Source organism: Kitasatospora papulosa (assembly GCF_000717245.1).
GTDB classification, from domain to species: domain Bacteria; phylum Actinomycetota; class Actinomycetes; order Streptomycetales; family Streptomycetaceae; genus Streptomyces; species Streptomyces papulosus.
On the sequence record NZ_JNYQ01000001.1, the window covers coordinates 236,172 to 258,393 of the forward strand.

The following is a 22,222-nucleotide window of genomic DNA, read 5'->3' on the forward strand; positions in this document are numbered from 1 at the left end:
GCTTCATCCGTCTGTGCGCCGTCAGGGACTCGAACCCCGGACCCGCTGATTAAGAGTCAGCTGCTCTAACCAACTGAGCTAACGGCGCCTGCTGACGTCGTAGACATTAGCACCCGGATCGGCGGGAGGAAAAATCGAATACCCGGTGGTCGACGGGGCCGCCGACCTGCCCACCCGCACGCAGGCCCACAGCAGCACGTCCGGCCCCGGCAGCCAGGGGTCACGGGTGTCCGGGGCCACCACCCAGCGGGGCCCGCCGGCGTCCACGCCGCCGGTCAGGGGCGGGACGGTGACGGCGTCCCCCGCGCCGTGACAGAGCACCGGCGGCAAGGAGCCCCGATGCCCCCGGTCCCCGTCGGCCGGACCGGTGCCCCACTCCTCCCACGCCAGGAGGGACGGCAGGCGCTGGGCCGTCCCCGGGGCGGCGAACAGCAGCATCCGGCCCCGGTGCGTGGCGACCGGGCCCGATCCGGGCCCCTCCGCCCAGAGCCGCTCCAGCATGCGCCTGCCGAACAGTGCCGGCACGCTCACCACGTCGAACGCGGAGCCGCACGGCAGCACCCCGGGGGCGCAGGGGCGGGCCTCCCACTGCGAGAGCGTGCTGCGGGGGTGGGAGGAGGCGCCCGCGAGCCAGGCGGCTCCCGACGCCGTGACCTGAGCGGCCCCGTCGTCCGTCCGGTGGCCGGTGCGGTCCCGCAGCAGGGCGAAGATGTCGACGCCGCGGTGCGGGGCCGTGCCGGTCCGCAGGGTCGTTTCGTCGTTCAGCCAGGCGCTCATGGCGTCATGTCTACCGGCTGTGACGCTCCTGTCCCGCAGAGTTGCGGAAAGTCGGACAGGGCGCACGACGACGGAGTATCTTGCCCGGCGGCATATGCCAGGGGTGTACCCGCAGTGATGGACGCACGGTCGTGCGGCGTGTGGGGCCGGAGTGGCGTCCGGGACGGCGGCGTGAACGACGGGCGGGGCCCCGCCCGTGTCAGGGCCCGCCTCCCGCGGCGCCGGGTCAGGGCGCGGGGGCGTCCAGCAGGGACCGGCCGAACTCGATCATCTTCTTGGCGTAGTCCTCGGTCCACTCCGCGCGCCCGGCTATCTCCGCGGCCGTCAGCCGGTCGAAGCGCCGCGGATCGGCGAGCTGGGCGGCGGCCACGGCCTGGAACTCCACGGCCCGGTCGGTCGCCGCCCGGAAGGCGAGCGTCAGCTCCGTCGCGCGGGCCAGCAGCGCCGTCGGGTCCTCCATCGACTCCAGGTCGAAGAAGTGCTCCGGGTCGGCTGCCGCCTCCGACGGCTCGAAGAGCAGCGGCGCCGGACGCAGCCTCTGCCGCTCGTTCCGCTCGGGTTGTGCCATGTGGTCTTCCCTTCTCGTACGGCCGGACGGCCACCTTCCATTGTCCAGCCCGGCGCAAGAGCGCTGCCCAGGATCAGGGCGACCAATGCACGCGGTGCTCGGCGAGGTGGGACAGGACCGCGTGATTCGCCTCCCAGCCGTCGGGGAACTTCACCGTCACGCCCAGCTGCACCGGCTCCGTCGACGGGTGCTCGTCCAGCAGGTCGGCCACCCCGGCCCGGCACACCACGACGCACGCGTGCCGGTGCCGCGAGGCCAGGACGCACAGGCGGCCCGTCTCCAGATGGAACGCCGTGGCGTCCGGGCGCCCCGACAGCGGGTGCAGGACCACCGTCACGTCGAACTCGCGGCCCTGGAGACGGTTCGCCGTGTCCACCGCCACACCCGTCACGCCCAGGTCGGCGAGCGCGGCCCGCACCGCCGCGGCCTGGTCGCGGTGGGCCGTGCCGACCGCGACGCGCTCCGCCGTCACCGGAACCGGGTCGGGGCCGCGCTCGCTCGTCGCCGCGCCGCCCCGGTCCAGCAGCCTGCGGACCACCAGGGCCACGGCCCGGACCGCCTCGGGGTCCGTGCGCGGGGTGTGGCGGGCGGGGAGCTCCAGCAGCCCCCAGCCGGACTCCGCCGCCTCGTCCAGCACCCGGTCCGGACCCGAGCCGTCCGAGGGCACGCCGAACGACAACCGCCGGTCGCCGTGGTCCGTGCCGCTGCGGAAGGGCGTGTACGGGTAGAACGCGTCCGAGACCAGCGGCGCGGCGGACGCCGGGAGCCGCCACGAGACCGGCAGCCGGTGCTGCGGCAGTTCCGGGTTGTGCGCCAGCAGGGTCGAGACGGCACTCGCCGAGGGGTCGTACGTGAGGCCGGCCCACTGGTCGGCGCCCACGATCGAGAACGGGTCCAGCTGGCCCGGGTCCCCGACGAACAGCGCCCGCTCGAACAGCCCGGCCACCGCCAGCAGGGCGTCCGACCGCATCTGGTACGCCTCGTCGACGATGGCGTGGCCCCACGGCTCGACGTTCTTCACGTGCGCCCACTTGGCGGCCGTGGAGATCACGATGTCCAGGCCCGCCAGATCGGCGGCCTTCGCCGACGTACGCACGTTGTCCAGGCCGTCCAGGACCTTGTCGTACGGATCGGAGTCGCTGCTGTGCAGACGGCCCACCGGAAGGCCGGGCTCCTTCTCGGCCAGCCGCACCACCAGGTCGTCCACCTGCGCGTTGGTCTGCGCGACCACCATCAGCGGGCGGCCCGCCGCGGCCAGCTCCAGCGCGGCCCGCACCACCAGCGTCGACTTTCCCGCGCCCGGCGGCGAGTCCACCACGACGCCGCGCGCCGTACCGCGCAGGGTGTCGCCGAGGATCGCGTCGGTCGCCCGCGCGGCCGCGGCGCCCGGGTCGGAGACGGCTGTCACAGGAGGTCCTCCGGGGTCACGGGATCGGGTCGCTCGGCTGTTCCCGGGCCGACGGCGCCCGGCGGGCCGCCGTGGGTCCAGGGGGTGTCCTCCGGATCGGGCAGCTTCGGGCCGCCCCGCTGGTCGTGCTCGAACAGGGTCCAGGCGATCCGGTCGCCGGGCTCGGGCACCGAACCGGGCGCGGGCTCCTTGCCCCGGCCCATCCGGTCCATGATCCGCAGCACGAGACCGACCGCCTCCTCCCCGTCCTCGGTCTCCCCGGTCGCGTAGGCGACGAACTCCGCCGTCTGCGATCTGACCGGATCACCGTCCAGGGAGCGGTACACCTTGGTCCGCTCGCCGAGATGCGGGCGTTCCTCCGTCCGCACCGTGACCAGGGGGCGGGGCGAGGGGCGCTTCGATTCGCTGTACGCCATCTCCACCTCCGTCACCTCCCCGACGAACGCCTCGCCCGCCAGCCTGCGCCCCGCCAGCACCAGCGGGTCGTCGAGGGCCTCCTGGGCGTCCAGCTGCGCCTGGGCCGTCTCCCGCGAGGCGAGCTTCTGCGCCGCCGTGACCGCGTCGTCCCGGCGCGGCTGCGGCGGCTCGCCCGCCAGCACCCGGTCCCGGTGCCCGGTGAACGACCAGCGGTCCCTCGTCCAGCGGTCCTGCGCCCGGGTCCCCTCCGGCAGCTCCCGCAGCAGGTCGAGTCCCCGCCAGACCGCGTCCCAGGTCGGCAGCAGCACCCCCGCCAGCAGCGACCTGATCTCCCGCTCCGCGCCGCTCAGCTCACCGAGCCGGGTGTCCGCGTCCAGGCCGTCCTCCGCGGCGCCCAGCGCCGAGCGCGCCCGGTCGTACCGCTCGATCGCGGGCGCCAGCAGCTTGTTGTCGAAGGCCGGGTCCGTCGCCGGCCCGGCGGGCGGGCAGATGAGCTGACCGTCCCGGTCGCGCTCCAGCTCCGCCCGCAGCGCCGCCTCCGCACCGGAACCCCCGGGCGGGTCGACCCAGGCGAGGAGCGCGCCGAGATGCTGGTCCTCCAGGCTGCTCTGGCCGGTCGCCCAGTGGCGGTTCACCAGGTCCGTCGCGGCGAGGAGCAGCGAGGAACCCGGCACCCTGGCCCGCTCGCCGTAGTGCGTCAGCCAGCGGCCGAGCAGCGGCACGCGGGCGGGAGCGGGGAAGGGGGTGTCCGGATCGTCCTCGACGGTGCGCCGGAACCGCATGGACCGCCCGAGCAGGCGCACGAAGTCGATGCCGGCCCTGCTGGGCACGATCAGCTGGGCGGCGTCCGCGCACAGCTCCACCTCGACCTTGACCTTCTTGCCGGTCCCGGGATCGACCTCGTTGCGCTCGGCGGGCTCCACGGCGTCGGCGTACGCCTCGATGTGCGGCAGCACCGCCTCGGCCAGCTCGGCGAGGAAGGCGAACCGGAGGTCGCGGTCGCGCGGCTGGGGCACCGCGAGCAGCCGGGGCGCCGCGCGGTCCGTGCCCACGAGGGCGCCGAGCGGGGCGCCCGCCTCGCCTGCGGTGGTCAGCGGAACCAGCACGAGCGGCCGGTCGGTCAGGTGCCGGTGCCGCACGGTGGCCAGCGGCTGGGCCCGCCCGCTGTCGACCGCTTCCAGCCTGGCGAGGGTGCTGATCAGCGACATGCGACACCGCCGCCCACTCCGGCCAGGGCCTCGGCGCGCAGCGCGGCGGCCCTGCGCAGAGCGGCCACCGTCGGGTCTGCCGGGTCGCCCTCCTTGCCGGCCGCGGCGGCCAGCACCCCGGCGACCGTCGTCAGGCCGCCGAGCTCACCCCGCACACTGCGGCCGAGCGACTCCACCGCGCCCTCCGCGCGGGCCTTCGCCCGGCAGTGGAAGGCCAGCTCGCACGCGGCCAGGCACTCGGGGGCGTATGCGGCGGGGACCGCTTCGACCGCCGTGCCGAGCTCCTCGGGGGAGCGGTCCGGGTCGAAGGTCGTGCCCTCGGGCAGGGCCGCCGCGATGTCCTCGACGCGGGTCAGCCTGGTCAGCTGGCGGTCGGTCACGGCACGTTGCTTGCGCACGTCCACGACCGAGGCGGTCGGCAGGTTGGAGAAGTCCTTGGGGCAGACGAGCAGGACCTGGTGGCCGACCTCGGCGCCCTCGGTCACCGCCGCGATCCGCTCCAGCGCCAGGACGTAGACGGCGGACTGGCGGGCCGCCGCACCGACCTTCGCCGCGTCCGCGGAGCCGTCGACCATGGGGAAGGACTTGATCTCGACGACCGTCCAGGTGCCGTCGGGGTGCACCACCACGGCGTCGGGCTCCAGGTAGGCGGGTGAGCCCGCGACCTCCAGGGCCAGCATCGGGTGGTCGAGCAGCGCCCAGTCACCCGCCGCCGTGGCCTCGCGCAGCGCCAGCGCCGTGCGCGCGGCGCGGCCCTCGGGGCCGGCGGCCGTCAGATCGGGCACCTTCGCCTCGGCCGGCGCCTCCGCGCCGTGGCCGAGCCGCTCGACGAGGAGGCGCAGCAGCTCCATGCCGCCGTCCGCCTTGACCTTCGCCTCGAAGACGTTTCCCCGCACGAGGGCGAACTGCGACTGGCCGAACGCGGCGGGGGAGCCGAGGGCGGTGGCCAGCCCGGCCTTGTCGACGCCCGCGCCGTCGAGCAGGGCGCGCCGTTTGCATCCGGGGTTCGCGGCGAGCGCGGCCAGCGCGCGTGCGTCGAGCGGATGCGGCGCGACGGACGGGCCGCGCAGCTCAGCGAGCCGCTGCCGGAGCGTCGTCGTCGGCCTCGGCTGGGGAGAGGGTGCGCGCGTCGCTGGAATCTGCGGAGGCGGTCCGCTGGCCGGGTATTCGCTCACCCGCGGAAGTCTTGCATCCGGCACTGACAATCGTGGAGTTCGCGGGGGTGACGGTTGCGGGCACCCGGACGAACGCCGTCAGCACCCGGTCCTTGACACGGTCGGCGATCCGCATGAACGGCCTGGTCAGAAGGGCGCCCACCGTCATCACGGCGGCCCCGGCCACGGCGTCCAGGAAATAGTGGTTCGCGGTCCCCATCACGACGAGGACGGTGAGCAGGGGATAGGCGACGCCCGCCGCGCGGACGAGCGGATGACGGCCGTGGCGCCACAGCAGCACGCCGCACCAGACCGCCCAGCCGACGTGCAGGCTCGGCATCGCGGCGTACTGGTTGGTCATCCCGCTGAGCCCGCGCGGGGCGCTGGCTCCCGCGCCCCACCAGCCGTAGGAGCTGTACTGGGCCATCGTGTCGACGAAGCCGTGGTGGGCGTCGAGGAGCCGGGGCGGACAGGTCGGCATCAGCGTGAAGCCGACCAGCCCGAGGAGCGTGGAGGTCATCAGCCAGGTGCGGGCCGCGCGGTAGGCGGCGCTGCGGCGCCGGAAGATCCAGACCAGGACGGCCGGGGTGACCAGGTAGTGCAGGGAGGCGTACGCGAAGTCGGCGGGTATGCCGAGCGCGGGGTTGGCCGTCAGCAGCCGGTTGAGGGGGTGCTCGGCGTTGAGATGCAGCGCCTTCTCCAGGCGGAGTATCGCGAGACCGTTGTCCACGGCCGCCGGTATGTTCTCGTGCACGAGGAGCCGGCCCATCGAGTACAGGCCGTACACCACCGCGATCAGCGGGAGCTCCGTCCACCAGCGGGGCCGGTGACCGGACGGCGGTGTCGCGGCGGTGGCGTGCGGCATCCGGCAGCTCTCCCCATGTTCATTCGGTCGACGGCGGGCGTTCAACCGTACGGTGGTCGTATGCCTCGATTTCCGCCGGGGCATTCCCCCGCGGACGTCCCAGGTGGTGCGCACGGAGGGACGCCCCCGACGCCCCGCGGGTTGCTCGTGCGACGGGTGCGGGATGATGGAGCGGGGCCCCGGGCCCGCTCCGGTCCTCCGGCCGGACGCCCGCGTGCGCCGTCCCGTCGCCGTCCCGGACACCGCTGTCCCGGACCCACCAGATCCTAGGGTCCTCACATCTTCGGATCTTCGTATTTTCAGGGAGAGCCGTCATGGCACCGCGAATCCTGCTCGCCCGGCACGGACAGACCCAGTGGTCCGTCCAGGGCAATCACACCGGCAGGACCGACATCCCCCTCCTGGACGCCGGCCGCGAGGGCGCAAAACTGCTCGGCGAGCGGCTGCACCGGGAGCCCTGGGGCGGCCTGCCGGGCGTCGAGGTGCGGACCAGCCCGCTGGTCCGGGCCTCGGAGACCTGCGCCATCGCCGGCTTCGGTGAGCGGGCGGAGCCGTGGGACGCGCTGATGGAGTTCGACTACGGGGACTATGAGGGCCTGACCCCCGCGCAGATCAAGGCCGACCGCCCGGACTGGCTCATCTGGCGCGACGGCGTCCCCGGCGGTGAGACCCTCGCCGAGGTCTCCGCCCGCGCGGACGAGGTCGTCGAGTGGGCACGTTCCGCCGACCGCGACGTGCTGGTCTTCGCCCACGGGCACATCCTGCGGATCCTGGGGGCCCGGTGGCTGGGGGAGGACGTGTCCTTCGCCGCGCGGATCCGGCTGGAGCCGACATCCCTCTCGGTGCTCGGCTGGGCGTACGGCCTTCCCGCGCTGGAGCGCTGGAACGACACGGGCCACCTGGACCGCTGAGCCGAGGCGGCACCGGGCCCGCCCCGCGTCCTCAGGTGCCGGGGGGCAGTTCCTCGTAACGGGCCAGCAGTGACGTCACCTCCGGGCCGCCCTGCGGCCGGAGCACCCGTACGGCGCTGGACAGCATCCCGCGGATGCGGGAGGACTGGACCCGGTCCAGCAGGTCCAGCACCTGGTGCCCCGCCGCCGCGGCCTCGTCGGCCGTGCCCGCCCGTGCCAGGTCGCCGGCGAGCTGCGCCCGGTACAGCGCGAGGTTCCGTGTGAAGTGCGGGTCCTGGAGCCGGGTCGCCCGGCGCGCGTGCCGGGCCGCACGCGCCCAGTCACCCAGCGCCGACCAGCACTGGGCCTCCAGCAGTTCCATCTCGGCCTCCCGGAAGAAGGACATCCACTCCGGGTCCGAGTCGCACGCGCCGCGGTCGAAGGCCGCACGGGCACGCCCGATCGCCCGTTCGCACCCCGTGCGGTCCCCGAGCCAGGCCCGGGCCCCCGCCTCCCGCAGCGTCAGCAGCGCCGTCAGCCGCGGTGAGCCGAGCGGCCGGGCCGCGCGCTGCCCGGCCTCCGCGGCGCGTACCGCCTCGCGGGCCCGCCCCGTGTCACGGGCCAGGAACGACGCGTTGCAGAACGCGTGCGCCTCCAGCGCGGCGTCCCCGGCCAGCCGCGCCGTCGCCAGCGCCTCCGCGTAGTGCGAGCGCGCGTCGTCGAAACGGCCCGAGTCGTGGGCCAGCCATCCCACGGAGATCGCCAGCTCACCGGCGCCCGCGTGGAGGCGGTCCGCCGTGCTGCCCCGCGTGGCGGCCCCGGAGTCGAGCAGGGCGTAGGCGGCCCGCAAGGGCTGGGAGGCCTGCCGGTAGAGGCCGTCCGCGCCGTGCCGGTCGTCCAGCAGGCGGATCCGGCGTACCGCCTTCTCCACAGCGCCGACCTCGGCCTCGCCGACCCGGCGCTGGGCGGGGACGGCGAGCGGGCCGGCGGCGGCGGAACGGCCGCCCAGCCCCAGGGACGCGGCCACCGTGGCGGTGCCGCCGGTCATGAACACGCGACGCAGCACGTCGCTCTCCTCGTGGATGTCGCTGTCGAGCGTGGGGGGTGTGGTGGGTGGAGGGGCGGATGCCGTGCGGGCCCCCCGGCCGCGCACGCTCTCGCGGTCCGAGAAGCCCAGGTCCGCGAGGCTCGCCCCGGGGAACATGTGCAGGAACACCCGTTCGTACGCGTAGTTGGGGCAGCGGATCTCGCCGGACTCCACGCGCCCGATGTACCGGGCGTCGCACGCGACCTGTTCACCGATCTCGCGGGCGGCCCGGCGGACCGCTGCCGCGAACTCCCCCGCGGAGCGCTGGCCGCGCAGCCGACGGAAGACGAGGTTGGGAACTGCCCGTGTCGACACCATGGCGGGGCCCTCTCTGGTGCGCCGGGCTCCTGCTTCCGGTGTCCCGGCGGAGCAAGAACGTACCTGCTGTGACGACACGCACACGCAGCGTTTGCCAATAAAGCGGACATCTCGCCCCTGATCTGCCATGAACTGCCACCCTTTGCGGCGGCGTGCCGCCGTAGCCGTTGACGCCGTCGGCGCGTTGGTCCATGAGGAGAAGGGGCGCGGCCCCGACCCGGTGAGACGAAGAGGAGGGGTTCCCTTGATTCACATGGGCCCGGAAACCACGCCGTGCGACCTGGTGACCGTCCCCGCGCGTCAGGGGCTGGAGGCCGTGGACATCCTGCGCAGGGGAGCGGACAACGAGCACGTCGGCCCGGTCCTGCACGACGGGGCCTGCGCGGTCCTCGGCTTCCTGGTGCCGCCGGGCACGGCGGAGGCGTGGGACGTCCCCGGGAGCGCCTGCACGCGGACGGACGGCCGCGGGCTGCGCATCCCCGCCGAGCCGCCCTCCGTCGGGGGCGGCTGGCTCCTGCCGCCCGTCGCGGAGACCCCTGTCACCGATCCCGCAGTCCTGCGGGCCGCCCTCGACCAGGCGGCCCGGCTCATCGAGGCGGCCGACAACTGCCGCTGAGGCCCATAATGGCCAGGTGGGCGGAGGTCCCGCCGCGGCCGGTCGTCCCAGGTGACCGGCGCGAGAGATGAGCGAGGACGGACGCGCGTGGCACGTCGAGGAGCGGCCAGGGGCGCGGGTGACCGCAAGCGGTCCGAGCGCCGGCAGGAGCCCGTCACGGCGACGGTCGACGGCGGCGTCGCGGAGCTGGTGCCCGACCGTGAACGCCCCCGCGCCTGGACCTTGTCGGTGGACGGCGCTCCGCAGTCCCACGTGGACCTGGACGACCCCTCGTACCTCTCGTTCGAGTACCAGCGCAGACTCGGCCACGTCATCGATCTGGCCGCGCCGCCCGGCCGACCCCTCCAGGCGGTCCACCTCGGCGGCGGAGCCTTCACGCTCGCCCGGTACATCGCCGCGAGCCGCCCCCGCTCGACCCAGCAGATCGTGGAGATCGACGCGCCGCTCGTCCAACTGGTGCGCAGGGAGCTCCCGCTGGACCCGCAGGCCCGGATACGGGTCCGCTCGGCGGACGCCCGCGCCGGGCTCGGCAGGATCCAGGACGGCTGGGCGGACCTCGTCATCGCCGACGTGTTCGGCGGCGCCCGTACGCCCGCGCACCTCACCTCCGTCGAATTCCTCGCCGAGGTACGCAGGGTGCTGAAGCCCGGCGGCCAGTACGCCGCCAACCTCGCCGACGGTCCGCCGCTCACCCATCTGCGCGGACAGGTCGCCACCGCCGCTTCGCTCTTCCCCGAACTGGCCCTGGCCGCCGATCCGACCGTCTGGCGCGGCCGCCGCTTCGGCAACGCGGTCCTGGTCGCCTCCGACCTGCCGATCGCGGTCGCCGAACTGACCAGGCGGGTCGCGAGCGACCCGCATCCCGGCCGCGTCGAACAGGGCCGCGCGCTGGCCGACTTCACGGGCGGCGCGGCGGTGGTCACCGACGAGGGCGCCAAGCCGTCACCCGCCCCGCCGCCGGACGCCTTCGACTGAGCGGCCCCGTCCGACGCGGCCGGATCTGGTGCTCGTGCGCGGACCGGCCGATCCGCGACGGCCGTACGAGCGAGGCAGGAGGCGGGCGGCACCGAGCGCCCGCGCATCCTCACTGGTCGACGACCTCGACCGTGGGCGGATGGCCGTTCCAGGTGCAGAAGACGGACAGCGTCGCGTCCGCCCCGTCGCGGAAGTCCACCCGGATCCACTCCGGGGTCGTCCACACCTGCATCGACCACCCCGGCTCGGGGGTCGCCGAGACCAGCTTCGCCGAGTGCTCCGCCAGTTCCAGGACGACCCTGCCGCCGCGCGTCGGGTAGCTCTTCACCTGTCCCGTGTCCGCCGGCGGCGGCGAGGGCTTCGCGGGGCTCGGACTCCGGTCCGGTGGACGGGTGGACGGCCGCCGGGAGGGTGTGGCCGAGGGCGTGGGACCGGACGCCGTCGCGCTAGGTGAGACGGAGGCCGACGGCGGCGCGCGGTGCGTCGAGGACGACACCGGCGCGTCCGACGCCTGCCCGCTCCCGGCCCCCACCGAGATCGGGACGGCTCGGGGCGGGTCGTACACGGTGCCCGACATGACCGTGTGCACGCCCCACCACGACAGGGTGACCGCCGCACCCGTGGCGAGCGACCACGCGATCGCGTGTACGAATCCTCGTTGCATCGGGCACATCCTGCACCACCCGTACCGGGCCTGTCCTGGAGGGGACCCCGTTACTCCGGATGGGCTACGGTGCGGCGCATGCCTAGTGTGCTCGTGGTCGAGGACGACCAGTTCGTACGTTCCGCCCTCATCCGGCACCTGACCGAGGCCTCGCACACGGTGCGCAGCGTCGGCACCGCCCTCGAAGCGCTCCGCGAGGTCGCGCACTTCCGCTTCGACGTCGTCGTCCTCGACCTCGGACTGCCCGACCTCGACGGCGCCGAGGCGCTGAAGATGCTGCGTTCCATCACCGACGTACCCGTGATCATCGCGACCGCGCGGGACGACGAGGCGGAGATAGTCAGGCTCCTCAACGACGGCGCGGACGACTACCTGACCAAACCCTTCTCGGTCGAGCACCTCTCCGCCCGCATGGCGGCCGTCCTGCGCCGCACCCGCGGCGCCGGCGCGCAGGCACCGCCCCCGCGCGTCCTCCAGGTCGGCGGACTCTTCATCGACCCGCTGCGCCGCCAGGCCGAACTGGACGGCACCGCACTGGATCTGACCCGCCGCGAGTTCGACCTGCTGGCCTTCCTCGCCGGCCGGCCCGGCGTCGTCGTACCGCGACGCGAGCTGCTGGCCGAGGTCTGGAAGCAGTCCTACGGGGACGACCAGACCATCGACGTCCACCTCTCCTGGCTGCGCCGGAAGCTGGGCGAGACGGCCGCCCGGCCGCGCTATCTGCACACGCTGCGCGGCGTCGGCGTCAAACTCGAACCACCGGCTGCGGGGCCCGTCGCATGAGATGGGCCCTGGTCAAGGTCTGTCTGGCCGTCACCGCCATGGTCGTGATCGCGTTCGCCGTGCCGCTCGGACTCGTCATCAAGGAGATGGCCCGGGACCGCGCCTTCTCCGACGCCGAGCGGCAGGCCGCCACCATCGGCCCCACCCTCACCATCACCACCGACCGTGAGGAGCTGACCCGCGCCGTGCTGTCCACCGAGCCCGGCGGCCGGGGGCGCCTCGCGGTCCATGTCCCCGCTGCCGGAACGGACGGATCCGTACTGGAGATCGGCACCCGCCGAGCCACCCGCGAGGACCTGGAGACCGTCGGCGCGTCGGGACGCGCCTCCATCGCGGACGTACCGGGCGGCTCCGTACTGCTGCAGCCCACCGCGCTGGGATCGGGGGGCATCGCCGTCGTGGAGGTCTTCGTGGCCGACGCCGACGTCTCCCACGGCGTCGGCACGGCCTGGCTGGTGCTCGCCGGTGTCGGCATCGCGCTGATCGTCGGCTCGGTGGCCGTGGCCGACCGGCTCGGCGTACGCATGGTGCAGCCCGCCCGGAGTCTGGCCGGCGCCGCCCAGGACCTGGGGGAGGGGCGGCTGGGCACCAGGGTCCCCGAGGAGGGGCCCACCGAACTGCGCTCCGCCGCCGTCGCGTTCAACTCCATGGCCGACCAGGTGGTCCAGCTCCTCGCCAACGAGCGCGAGCTGGCCGCCGATCTCTCGCACCGGCTCCGCACCCCGCTGACCGTGCTCCGCCTCAACGCCGCCTCGCTGGGCGAGAGCCCCGCCGCGGAACAGACCAGGGCGGCGGTCGAACAGCTGGAGCACGAGGTCGACACGATCATCCGCACGGCGCGGGAGCAGCGCCCGCAGACCCAGGGCGGGCAGCCGGGCGCGGGGTGCGACGCGTCCGAGGTCATCCGGGAGCGCATGGGGTTCTGGTCGGCGCTCGCCGAGGACGAGGGACGCACGGTGCGGCTGGCGGGAGTGGACCGCACGGTGCGGATCCCGGTGGCCGGACCCGAACTCGCGGCGGCACTGGACGCCTTGCTCGGCAACGTCTTCCGGCACACCCCGGAGGGGACCGCCTTCGCCGTCGACGTCCACCACAGCGGTGACGCGGTACTGGTGCTCGTCTCGGACGCCGGCCCCGGCATACCCGATCCGGATTCCGCCCTCGCCCGCGGTGCCAGTGGACGGGACGGAGCGCGGGGCGGGGTGGGATCGACCGGTCTGGGGCTCGACATCGTCCGCCGGGTCGCCGAATCCACCGGTGGTGACCTGCGGATCGGGCGGTCCGTGCTCGGTGGCACGGAGGTGCGCATCTGGATAGGGCTCGACGGCGGACCGGCCGAGCGTGCGCGCCGCGGGCACCGGGTCGGGCGGCGAAGCGGAAGACGGGGCCCGCGAGGAGGGAGAGGGCGGAACGCGGAGCTCCGCGGCGCTCCGGGAGCCGGACCGGACCCACGGTCACGAAGCTGAGGCCACGTCGCCTTTCGCCGGTCGGGCTTAACCCGTACCGATCTCCTCCTTAAGCAAACCCTAAGAACACCGGCCCGGTTCCCATGAGTGCCTTTTGCCCGGTTCGCGGCGGCTAGCGTGCAGACGCAATCACCCCCCGGCAGCACGAAGGCAGGCACGCGATGGGCACCAGCACGCACCGCCGTACGGCGAGTACCCGCACGAAGGCGGTCGGCGCGCTCGTCGCCGCAGCGGTCGTGGGCGGCACGGTCCTCGCACTCACCGGCACGGCGCAGGCGGCCGCCGTCGGCGCCACGTACACGAGGGCCAGCGGCTGGACCGGTGGCTACACCGGGCAGTACGTCGTCTCGAACGACACCGGGACCGTGCAGTCCGGGTGGACGCTCGAATTCGATCTGCCCGCCGGCACGAAGATCGACTCCCTCTGGAACGGCGAGCACACCGTCAGCGGCAACCACGTGACCGTGAAGCCCGCGAGCTGGAACAAGGACATCGCCCCGGGCGGATCCGTGACGGTCGGCTTCGTCGCCGCCTCCGGCGGGACCGCCGCCGATCCGCAGGGCTGCCTCATCAACGACGCCGCCTGTTCCGCGGACGGCGGCACGGCGCCCGAGCCGAGCGGACGCCCGACCGGGACCCCGACGGCCGCGCCGAGCCCCACACCCACGGACACCGCGACCGCCGAGCCGACGGAGACCACGCCCGCCGAGCCGTCCGGCCCGCCCGGCGGCACCGCCGACGGCGCCGGATTCGCCCCGTACGTCGACACCTCCCTCCACCCCGCCTACGACCTGCTGGACACCGCGTCGAAGACGGGCGTCAAGGAGTTCAACCTGGCGTTCATCACCTCGGGCGGCAGCTGCGCCCCCCTGTGGGGCGGGGTCACGGGGCTCGGCGACGACAAGGTGGCCGCCCAGATCGCCGCTCTGCGGGCCGAGGGCGGTGACGTGCGGGTCTCCTTCGGCGGAGCCGCGGGTGCCGAACTGGCACTGCACTGCTCCTCCGCGGCCGAACTCGCCACGGCGTACGGCAAGGTGATCGACGCCTACGGGCTGACCAAGGTCGACTTCGACATCGAAGGCGGGGCGCTGCCCGATTCCGCCGCCAACTCCCGCCGTTCGGCGGCCGTCGCGCAGCTCCAGAAGTCGCACCCCGGACTGGACGTGTCCTTCACGCTGCCCGTGATGCCGGAAGGGCTGACCCAGCCGGGCGTGGACCTGATCGCGGACGCGAAGAAGAACGGCGTGGCGATCGGCGCGGTCAACATCATGGCGATGGACTACGGGGCCTCGTACAGCGGGGACATGGGCGACTACGCCGCCCAGGCCGCCACCGCCACGCAGGCGCAGCTCAAGGGTGTGCTCGGCCTCTCGGACGCGGCGGCCTGGAAGGCGGTCGCGGTGACCCCCATGATCGGCGTGAACGACGTGGCCACCGAGATCTTCACCGTCGAGGACGCCACGCAGCTGGTGGCGTTCGCACGGGAGAAGGGAATCGGCAGGCTGGCGATGTGGTCGGGCACCAGGGACGTGCAGTGCGCAGGCGGCGCGAAGCCGACGGCGGACGCCACGTGCAGCTCGATCCTCCAGGAGCCGCTGGCCTTCACCAAGGCGTTCGGCGCCTTCCGGTAGTCCGGCGCGATCCCGGACCACCCCCTCCGTGCGCCTCGGCGCACCCCTCGACCCACCTCCTCCCGCGCGCCTCGGCCGGCCCCCACACCCCCCACATCCGGCCGGGGCGCGCGCCCCTGCGCGTCCGCCCCCCTGGCGCTCGGAGGGGCGATCCCCGTACCGCCCGCCCGGGCTGTCCGGCGCGTCCGGCGTGTCCCCCTTCCGCGGGCTTGTCCGGAGGGAAGTGGAACCTCGCTGCCCCGTGGTGGAGTTCGGGGAAAGAACGCGGAAACCTCTCGTGACCCCCTGTGTGCCCTCACAGCACCCTCGCCTCGTTCATCTTCCGGCGGGCATCCGCGAGTTGTTGAGGCCTTGGGCACCCTTCGGCGCGATGCGCGGGGATCGGCGCGACGCGATGGCCCTTTCCGGGCCGCAAGCGGTGGATTTTCGCCCCCGAACCCGTCTGACCTGCGGTGATCCGAACGGCAACGCGCCCTGCATGCAGGGCGCGAGAGCAAGCGCAAGCCTTGGGTCGGACACGTTCCCGTGACTTGCAGGACACGCTCGGGCAACGGAAGCGTCTTCAACTCTTGACACCCACCCCCTTGAGGCAGCAACCTTCCGGCATCAGCGCATGGGAGCGCTCCCATATCGAACGAGGTTTTTCGCTCGTACGGGGACGGCACCGCCCATGTCCTCTCCGTACCACCGGCACCCGCGGCACCAGCGCGTATGCCGAGCAGATCGAACGCCAGTCCCACCCTGGAACAAGGAGTAGTGGAATGCGCATCACCCGCACCGTCGCAGGTCGAAGCCGCAGAACCGCCGTCGTGGCCACCACGGGCCTCACGGCCGCCGCCCTGATGCTGACCGGCTGCAGTGACTCGGGGTCGGACTCCGACGAGGCCGACGCGAACGGCAACATCACCCTGACCGTGGCCGACTTCGGACAGTTCGGCTACAAGGAGGCGGGGCTCTTCGAGAAGTACCACGAGCTCCACCCGAACATCACGGTCAAGGAAAACGTCACGGCCGACGAGAAGGTCTACTACCCCAAGTTCCTCCAGCAGCTCAACACGGGCAGCGGTCTGGCCGATGTGCAGGGCATCGAGGTCGGCCGCGTGAAGGAGCTCGTCGACACCAAGGCGGACGCCTTCGCCGACCTCTCCAAGGTGGTCGACCCCGACCAGTGGGTGAACTGGAAGGCGCTGCAGGCGAGCACCGACGAGGGCAAGGTCATCGGTGCCGGTACCGACATCGGTCCCATGTCGATCTGTTACCGCCGTGACCTCTTCGAGCAGGCGGGGCTGCCCGCCGACCGCACCGAGGTCGCCGCGAAGCTCGCCGGCGGCTGGGAGGACTACCTCGCGCTCGGTGAGGAGTTCAAGAAGAAGGCCCCCAAGGGCACCTTCTTCATGGACTCCGCCAGCGCCATGTACAACGGCGTGGTCAGCTCCGACTCGGAGCAGTACTACTCCAAGGACGGCGAGGCGATCTACAAGGAGAGCGCCGGCGTCAAGGCGGGCTGGAAGCTCGCCTCCGAGGCGGTCGACAAGAAGCTGACCCAGGGCCTGGCCCAGTTCAGCCCGCCGTGGCAGGCGGCCCTGCGCAAGGGCAGCATCGCCACCGTGGCCTGCCCCGCGTGGATGGCCGCGCAGATCTCCACGTACGCCGGTGACGACTTCAAGGGCAAGTGGGACATCGCCCGGACCCCGGGTGACACCGCGGCCAACTGGGGCGGCTCCTTCCTCTCCGTGCCCGCCAAGGGCAAGCACGTCAAGGAGGCCGGTGAGCTCGTCAAGTGGCTGACCGCCCCCGAGCAGCAGGCAGCCGTCTTCAAGGCCGCCGGTCTCTTCCCGTCGAACAAGGGCGCCTACGAGCTCCCCGACGTGAAGACCGCCAAGCTGGAGTACTTCAACAACGCCCCCATCGGTGAGATCTACGCCGAAGAGGCGCAGGCGATCCCCGCGGCCGTGCTCGGCCCGAAGGACGGCGTCATCAAGGACACCATCTCCACCCAGATCAACAACATGGAGCAGCGGGGCACCAAGCCGGACGACGCCTGGAAGGCGGCGACCGAGGCGATCGACAAGGTGATCGGCTGATCCTCACCGGTGCGGGCGGCCGGGACGACATCCACGCGTCCCGGCCGGCCCGCACCGGTGCCGGTTCTCCCACCGGCACCGCGCACCTTCTCCGACACCTCCGCCGGACCTGAAGACAGAGGTCCGGCCTGCCCCTGCGGTGTCGGCACACCCCAGGGAAGGACTCCCACCTGTGGCAACCACCACCCCCACCAGGGGCGCACACGGCTCCCGGCCCGGCCGTCGCGCCCCGAAGCCCATGACGCCGAGCCGCCAGGCATGGCGCAGCCGGCTGTGGCGCTTCGACGACAAGGCGTCGCCGTACGCCTACATCGCGCCCTTCTTCCTCGTCTTCGGGGCCTTCGGGCTCTACCCGCTCATCTACACCGGCTGGATCGCCCTCCACCGGGTGGAGATGACCAGCCTCGACCAGATGGAGTGGGTCGGCTGGGAGAACTTCAGCAACATCCTCCAGGACTCCGAGTTCTGGACCGCGGTCACCAACACCTTCGTCATCGGCGTCATCTCGACCGTCCCGCAGCTCATGATCGCGCTGGGCCTCGCCCATCTGCTGAACTACAAGCTGCGTGCCAGCACCTTCTGGCGCACCGTGATCCTCACGCCGTACGCCACCTCGGTGGCGTCCGCGGCCCTGGTCTTCGCCCTGGTGTTCCGGGCCGACGGGGGCCTGCTGAACTGGGTCCTCGGCTTCTTCGGCGCCGGTGAGACGAACTGGGCCAACGGGCACTGGTCGTCCAACATCGCCATCGCCGTCATCGTCATCTGGCGCTGGACGGGCTACAACACGCTGATCTACCTGGCCGCGATGCAGGCCGTCCCGTCCGACCTCTACGAGGCGGCATCGCTCGACGGGGCGTCGCGCTGGCAGCAGTTCCGCAACGTGACGATCCCCTCGCTGCGCCCGACGATCCTCTTCACGATCGTCATCTCGACCATCGGATCGATGCAGCTCTTCGGTGAGCCCCTCCTGCTCGAGGGCGGCCAGATCGGAGCGCAGGGCGGCACGGAGCACCAGTACGAGACGCTCAGCATCTACCTCTACAACTACGGCTGGAACCTCGGACACCTCGGTCCGGCCGCCGCGGTCGCCTGGGCCATGCTCGTGCTGCTGCTGCTCATTGCCGCGATCAACTGGCTCGTCGGGCGCTTCATGCGCAAGACCGCGGCCTGACGGGGAGCGATATCCATGACCACCACCAGCCCCATCACCGCTCCGGACCACCGCCGCGTCTCCAAGGCCGCCGTCCAACAGGAGCCTCCGAGCCGCCGCCGCTTCAAGCCCGGAGCCGGCCGCCAGCACCACGCCGGCCCCTTCGCCTACTTCGCCCTCGTCGTCGTCGGCCTCGGTTCGCTCTTCCCGCTGTACTGGACGCTCGTCGCCGCGTCCCGCACCCAGGACGAGGTGCTGGACACCACGCCGCCCCTCATCCCCGGCGGCAACCTCTTCAACAACCTCGAGGCGGCCTGGGAGCAGGCCAACCTCGGCAAGGCCATCGTCAACACGGTCATCGTCTCCGCCAGCATCACCGCGGCGACCCTGTTCTTCTGCACCCTGGCCGGCTACGCCTTCGCCAAGATGCGCTTCAAGGGCCGCGGCGTGCTGATGACGGCGGTCATCGCCACCCTGACGATCCCCCCGCAACTCAGCGTCGTGCCGCTGTTCATGATGATGTCGGACATCGGCTGGGGCGGTCAGCTGGAGTCGGTGATCTTCCCGACCCTGGTGAGCGCGTTCGGCGTGTTCTTCATGCGCCAGTACCTCCTTGAGGCGCTGCCGTACGAACTCATCGAGGCGGGCCGGATGGACGGGGCCAACAACCTCCGCATCGTGTGGAGCATCGTGCTCCCGGTCGCCCGACCGGCGATGATGGTGCTCGGTATGCTTACGTTCGTCCAGGCATGGAACGACTTCTTCTGGCCGTACCTCGCGCTGAATCAGCAGAACCCCACGCTCCAGGTGGCCCTCGGCCAGCTGAGCGCGTCCTACGTGCCCGACCAGAGCATCGTCATGGCGGGCGCACTGATCAGCACCCTGCCCCTGCTCGTCGTCTTCGTGATCTTCGGCAAGCAGATCGTCGGGGGAATCATGTCCGGCGCCGTCAAGGGCTGACCCCGGCCCGCCCTCCGGTCCGATCCCGGCCCCGCCGTTCCACCCCGGCTCTGCCGTCCTTCCCCGGTCCGGCCCACGCCGTTCCGTACGGCCTGCACCTGACCGCAGGCCGTACGGGGCCGGGGCCCCGCACTTCCTGTCCCTGTCCCTCCACCCATGGGAGCGCTCCCGCATGACTGCCGTACGACCCGACATCACCCCGAAGCAGGCGCCCGAGGCGCAGTTCCCCACGGGCTTCATCTGGGGCGCGGCGACCGCCTCCTACCAGGTCGAGGGCGCCGCCGCCGAGGACGGCCGCACGCCGTCCATCTGGGACACCTTCAGCCGGACGCCCGGCAAGGTCCGCAACGGCGACACCGGTGACATCGCCGCCGACCACTACCACCGCTACCGCGACGACGTCGCCCTCATGAAGCAGCTCGGGCTGAAGGCGTACCGGTTCTCCGTCTCCTGGTCCCGGGTCCAGCCCACCGGCCGCGGCCCGGCCGTGGAGCGCGGCCTGGACTTCTACCGCAAGCTCGTCGACGAGCTGCTCGACGCCGGCATCATGCCGGTCGCCACCCTCTACCACTGGGACCTGCCCCAGGAGCTCGAGGACGCCGGCGGCTGGCCCGAGCGCGTGACCGCCGACCGCTTCGCCGACTACGCCGCGATCGTCTCCGGCGCACTCGGTGACCGCGTCGGCATGTGGACCACCCTCAACGAGCCGTGGTGCTCGGCCTACCTCGGTTACGGCTCCGGCGTCCACGCCCCCGGACGCACCGAGCCCGCAGCGGCGCTGCAGGCGGCCCATCACCTCAACCTCGCCCATGGCCGGGCGATCGAGGTTCTGCGCGCCCAACTCCCCGCTGCTGCGCAGACCTCGGTCACCCTCAACCTCCACCAGGTCCGCCCGCTCACCGGCAGTGAGGCCGACGCGGACGCCGCCCGCCGCATCGACGCGGTCGGCAACCGCGTCTTCACCGGTCCGATGCTGCGGGGCGAGTACCCCGAGGACCTGATCACCGACACCTCGCACCTGGTGGACTGGTCGAAGCTGGTCAAGGACGGCGACCTCGCCACCATCTCCCGTCCGGTCGACGCCCTCGGCATCAACTACTACACCCCGACGCTGGTCTCCACCCCGACGCAGGGCGCCAGTTACGCGCGCAGCGACGCCCACGGTGCCAGCGACCACTCCCCGTGGCCCGGCTCCGAGCACGTCGCCTTCCACCTTCCCGAGGGGAAGGAGCGCACCGCGATGGACTGGTCGATCGACCCCGAGGGCCTCTACAACCTGCTCATGGACACCCACCGGGACCACCCCGGCCTGCCGCTCATGGTCACCGAGAACGGCGCGGCGTTCGACGACTACGTCTCGCCCGAGGGCAAGGTGGAGGACCCCGAGCGCGTCGCCTACCTGCACGGGCACCTCGACGCCGTGCAGCGGGCCATCGCCGACGGCGCCGACGTACGCGGCTACTTCCTCTGGTCCCTGATGGACAACTTCGAGTGGGCGTACGGCTATTCGAAGCGTTTCGGCGCCGTGTACGTCGACTACGCCTCGCAGCGCCGGATCCCCAAGACGAGTGCCCACTGGTACTCCGACGTGATCCGCCGCCACGCGCTTCCCCCGGTCGGCACCGTCTGACCCAGGTCGGCACCGGCCGACCGGGACAGGACGGGACAGCGGGACCCGGCACTGCGCCGGGTCCCGCTTTCCTGTGCCCGCGACCCCGGACCGACCCGGTGTACGTGCCGCCGCACCGCTCCGTCCCCAGGCCCGCCTTACGTGTTCGTCATCCGCACCCCGTAGGCTTGGGAGCGCTCCCAAGAGTTGTGGCGCTGCTCAGACCGCCGGGTCCGGACAAGTGTCAAGGGATCCGACGGCGGGACTTGGTTTGGCCATCCCGCTGTGAGAAATTGACCGCGAACGGGAGGCAGCCATGGCGGCAGCGCGAGTACGGAGTGGCGGGCGGCCCACGCTCGAAGAGGTAGCGGCCCGGGCCGGAGTGGGGCGGGGCACGGCCTCTCGCGTCATCAACGGCTCGCCCCGGGTCAGCGCCCAGACCAGGGAGGCCGTCGAGGCGGCCGTCGCCGAGCTGGGGTACGTACCCAACCGTGCGGCCCGCGCGCTCGCCGGCAACCGCACGGACGCGATCGCCCTCGTCGTGCCCGAGTCCGAGACCCGGTTCTTCGCCGAGCCGTACTTCTCCGACATCGTCCGGGGAGTGGGGGCGGCCCTCGCCGACACCGAGATGCAGCTGCTGCTGACCCTCGCGGGCAACGACCGGGAGCGCCGCCGGCTCGCCCAGTACCTGACCGCGCACCGGGTCGACGGGGTACTCCTGGTCTCCGTGCACGCGGACGACCCGCTGCCGGACCTCCTCGAACAGCTCGGCATGCCCTCCGTGATCAGCGGACGCAGGCACGCGGCCGAGACGCTGCCCTCCGTGGACTCCGACAACTTCGAGGGTGCCCGCGCCGCCGTCGACCACTTCATATCGCGAGGCCGCCGCAACATCGCCACGATCACCGGCCGGCTGGACGTCTACGGTGCCCAGCGCCGCCTCGACGGCTACCGCAAGGCCATCGCCACCGCCGGCCTCGACCCCGACGAACGGCTCATCGCCCCCGCCGACTTCAGCGAGGAGGGCGGGGCCCGCGCGATGCGTGAGCTGCTGGAGCGCCGCCCCGACGTCGACGCGGTCTTCGCCGCCTCCGACGTGATGGCGGCGGGCGCCCGCCACGTCCTGCGCGAGTCCGGCCGCCGCATCCCGGACGACGTCGCGCTGATCGGCTTCGACGACTCCGCGGTGGCCCGCCACATGGACCCGCCCCTGACGAGTGTGCGCCAGCCGATCGAGGAGATGGGCCGCACGATGACACGCGTCCTGCTGCAGGAGATCGCGAGCCGGTCCTCGGGCGACGCCGCACGGGAGCGCCCGCGGATCGTGCTGCCCACGGAACTGGTGGTGCGCGAGTCGTCCTGAGGCGTGCCGCGACCGGCCGCCCATGTGTGGATGCGTGAGGGGCAGGTCCCGAATCCGGCGCGGGACACCGAAAGACCCTGCCGCGTCGGGGGGAAGCGCGGCAGGGCCTGTGGGACCGGGTGCCCGGCATACGGCTCGTCATGCGGCCCTGGGGCCTGTGTGGCGGGTGTCACCCGGCCCGGGCGCCCTGGACCCCGGGCCGTTCCTCCCCGGCCCCGCCTGCGTGGCC

The 22,222-nt window shown here is 72.8% G+C and carries 19 protein-coding genes and 1 tRNA gene; 11 read left to right on the top strand and 9 right to left on the bottom strand.

Features of this window, described 5'->3' with window-relative positions:
- Positions 1-14: 14 nt before the first annotated feature.
- The 7 genes from IA22_RS0101020 to IA22_RS0101050 all read right to left on the bottom strand — a co-directional run bounded on the left by IA22_RS0101020 (position 15) and on the right by IA22_RS0101050 (position 6,397).
- A tRNA-Lys gene (locus IA22_RS0101020) sits at positions 15-88 on the bottom strand.
- Complete coding sequence (locus IA22_RS34895) at positions 79-777, bottom strand: hypothetical protein (protein WP_015577286.1); 699 nt, start codon at positions 775-777, stop codon at positions 79-81. The genes IA22_RS0101020 and IA22_RS34895 overlap by 10 nt, the downstream gene beginning before the upstream one ends.
- Positions 778-1,003: 226 nt before the next feature.
- Positions 1,004-1,345, bottom strand: coding sequence for a hypothetical protein (locus IA22_RS0101030; RefSeq protein WP_014156105.1), 342 nt, complete (start codon positions 1,343-1,345; stop codon positions 1,004-1,006).
- A gap of 73 nt (positions 1,346-1,418) precedes the next feature.
- Positions 1,419-2,753 carry an AAA domain-containing protein gene (locus tag IA22_RS0101035; RefSeq protein ID WP_030122457.1) on the bottom strand — a complete coding sequence of 445 codons (1,335 nt, stop codon included), beginning with the start codon at positions 2,751-2,753 and terminating at the stop codon, positions 1,419-1,421.
- Positions 2,750-4,378, bottom strand: coding sequence for a hypothetical protein (locus tag IA22_RS0101040; protein WP_015577283.1), 1,629 nt, complete (start codon positions 4,376-4,378; stop codon positions 2,750-2,752). Before IA22_RS0101040 ends, IA22_RS0101035 begins: the two co-directional genes overlap by 4 nt.
- Positions 4,369-5,553, bottom strand: coding sequence for a hypothetical protein (locus tag IA22_RS33870; protein WP_038271600.1), 1,185 nt, complete (start codon positions 5,551-5,553; stop codon positions 4,369-4,371). The genes IA22_RS0101040 and IA22_RS33870 overlap by 10 nt, the downstream gene beginning before the upstream one ends.
- The gene (locus tag IA22_RS0101050) at positions 5,450-6,397 is read right to left on the bottom strand and encodes a phosphatase PAP2 family protein (RefSeq protein ID WP_014156109.1); all 948 of its coding nucleotides are present in this window, start codon (positions 6,395-6,397) and stop codon (positions 5,450-5,452) included. The genes IA22_RS33870 and IA22_RS0101050 overlap by 104 nt, the downstream gene beginning before the upstream one ends.
- 314 nt (positions 6,398-6,711) lie before the next feature.
- Here IA22_RS0101050 and IA22_RS0101055 point away from each other — a divergent pair, with 314 nt between their 5' ends.
- Positions 6,712-7,308, top strand: a complete 597-nt coding sequence (locus IA22_RS0101055; RefSeq protein WP_014156110.1) for a histidine phosphatase family protein — start codon at positions 6,712-6,714, stop codon at positions 7,306-7,308.
- 31 nt (positions 7,309-7,339) lie between these two features.
- Here the strand turns inward: IA22_RS0101055 and IA22_RS0101060 are convergent, their stop codons facing one another.
- Complete coding sequence (locus tag IA22_RS0101060; RefSeq protein WP_014156111.1) at positions 7,340-8,692, bottom strand: NsdA family TPR-like regulatory protein; 1,353 nt, start codon at positions 8,690-8,692, stop codon at positions 7,340-7,342.
- A 253-nt stretch (positions 8,693-8,945) separates the two neighbouring features.
- Here IA22_RS0101060 and IA22_RS0101065 point away from each other — a divergent pair, with 253 nt between their 5' ends.
- Together IA22_RS0101065 and IA22_RS0101070 are read left to right on the top strand one after the other, a co-directional pair.
- Positions 8,946-9,308: a hypothetical protein gene (locus IA22_RS0101065; protein ID WP_030122459.1), complete on the top strand. Its 363-nt coding sequence runs from the start codon at positions 8,946-8,948 to the stop codon at positions 9,306-9,308.
- 87 nt (positions 9,309-9,395) lie between these two features.
- Positions 9,396-10,283 (top strand): spermidine synthase, encoded by an 888-nt coding sequence (locus IA22_RS0101070; RefSeq protein WP_014156113.1) that lies wholly within the window; start codon positions 9,396-9,398, stop codon positions 10,281-10,283.
- 109 nt (positions 10,284-10,392) lie between these two features.
- On the opposite strand, the gene IA22_RS0101075 is transcribed toward IA22_RS0101070, so the two are convergent.
- Positions 10,393-10,947, bottom strand: a complete 555-nt coding sequence (locus tag IA22_RS0101075) for a hypothetical protein (RefSeq protein ID WP_014156114.1) — start codon at positions 10,945-10,947, stop codon at positions 10,393-10,395.
- Between the two features lie 78 nt (positions 10,948-11,025).
- Between IA22_RS0101075 and IA22_RS0101080 the strand changes: the two genes are divergently transcribed.
- The 8 genes from IA22_RS0101080 to IA22_RS0101115 all read left to right on the top strand — a co-directional run bounded on the left by IA22_RS0101080 (position 11,026) and on the right by IA22_RS0101115 (position 21,993).
- Positions 11,026-11,730, top strand: a complete 705-nt coding sequence (locus IA22_RS0101080) for a response regulator transcription factor (protein ID WP_030122461.1) — start codon at positions 11,026-11,028, stop codon at positions 11,728-11,730.
- Positions 11,727-13,196 (top strand): sensor histidine kinase, encoded by a 1,470-nt coding sequence (locus IA22_RS0101085; protein WP_015577278.1) that lies wholly within the window; start codon positions 11,727-11,729, stop codon positions 13,194-13,196. Before IA22_RS0101080 ends, IA22_RS0101085 begins: the two co-directional genes overlap by 4 nt.
- A gap of 161 nt (positions 13,197-13,357) precedes the next feature.
- On the top strand, positions 13,358-14,827 hold the full coding sequence (locus IA22_RS0101090) for a cellulose binding domain-containing protein (protein WP_030122462.1): 1,470 nt from the start codon (positions 13,358-13,360) through the stop codon (positions 14,825-14,827).
- A 761-nt stretch (positions 14,828-15,588) separates the two neighbouring features.
- Positions 15,589-16,911, top strand: coding sequence for an ABC transporter substrate-binding protein (locus tag IA22_RS0101095; RefSeq protein ID WP_014156118.1), 1,323 nt, complete (start codon positions 15,589-15,591; stop codon positions 16,909-16,911).
- Between the two features lie 172 nt (positions 16,912-17,083).
- A complete protein-coding gene (locus IA22_RS0101100) occupies positions 17,084-18,082 on the top strand; it encodes a carbohydrate ABC transporter permease (protein WP_015577275.1) in 999 nt (332 codons plus the stop codon).
- Positions 18,083-18,097: 15 nt separating this feature from the next.
- Entirely contained in the window at positions 18,098-19,021 is a 924-nt protein-coding gene (locus tag IA22_RS0101105; protein ID WP_015577274.1) for a carbohydrate ABC transporter permease, read from the top strand.
- 172 nt (positions 19,022-19,193) lie between these two features.
- Positions 19,194-20,651 (top strand): GH1 family beta-glucosidase, encoded by a 1,458-nt coding sequence (locus IA22_RS0101110; RefSeq protein WP_015577272.1) that lies wholly within the window; start codon positions 19,194-19,196, stop codon positions 20,649-20,651.
- Between the two features lie 295 nt (positions 20,652-20,946).
- The gene (locus IA22_RS0101115) at positions 20,947-21,993 is read left to right on the top strand and encodes a LacI family DNA-binding transcriptional regulator (protein WP_014156122.1); all 1,047 of its coding nucleotides are present in this window, start codon (positions 20,947-20,949) and stop codon (positions 21,991-21,993) included.
- Positions 21,994-22,222 lie beyond the last annotated feature (229 nt).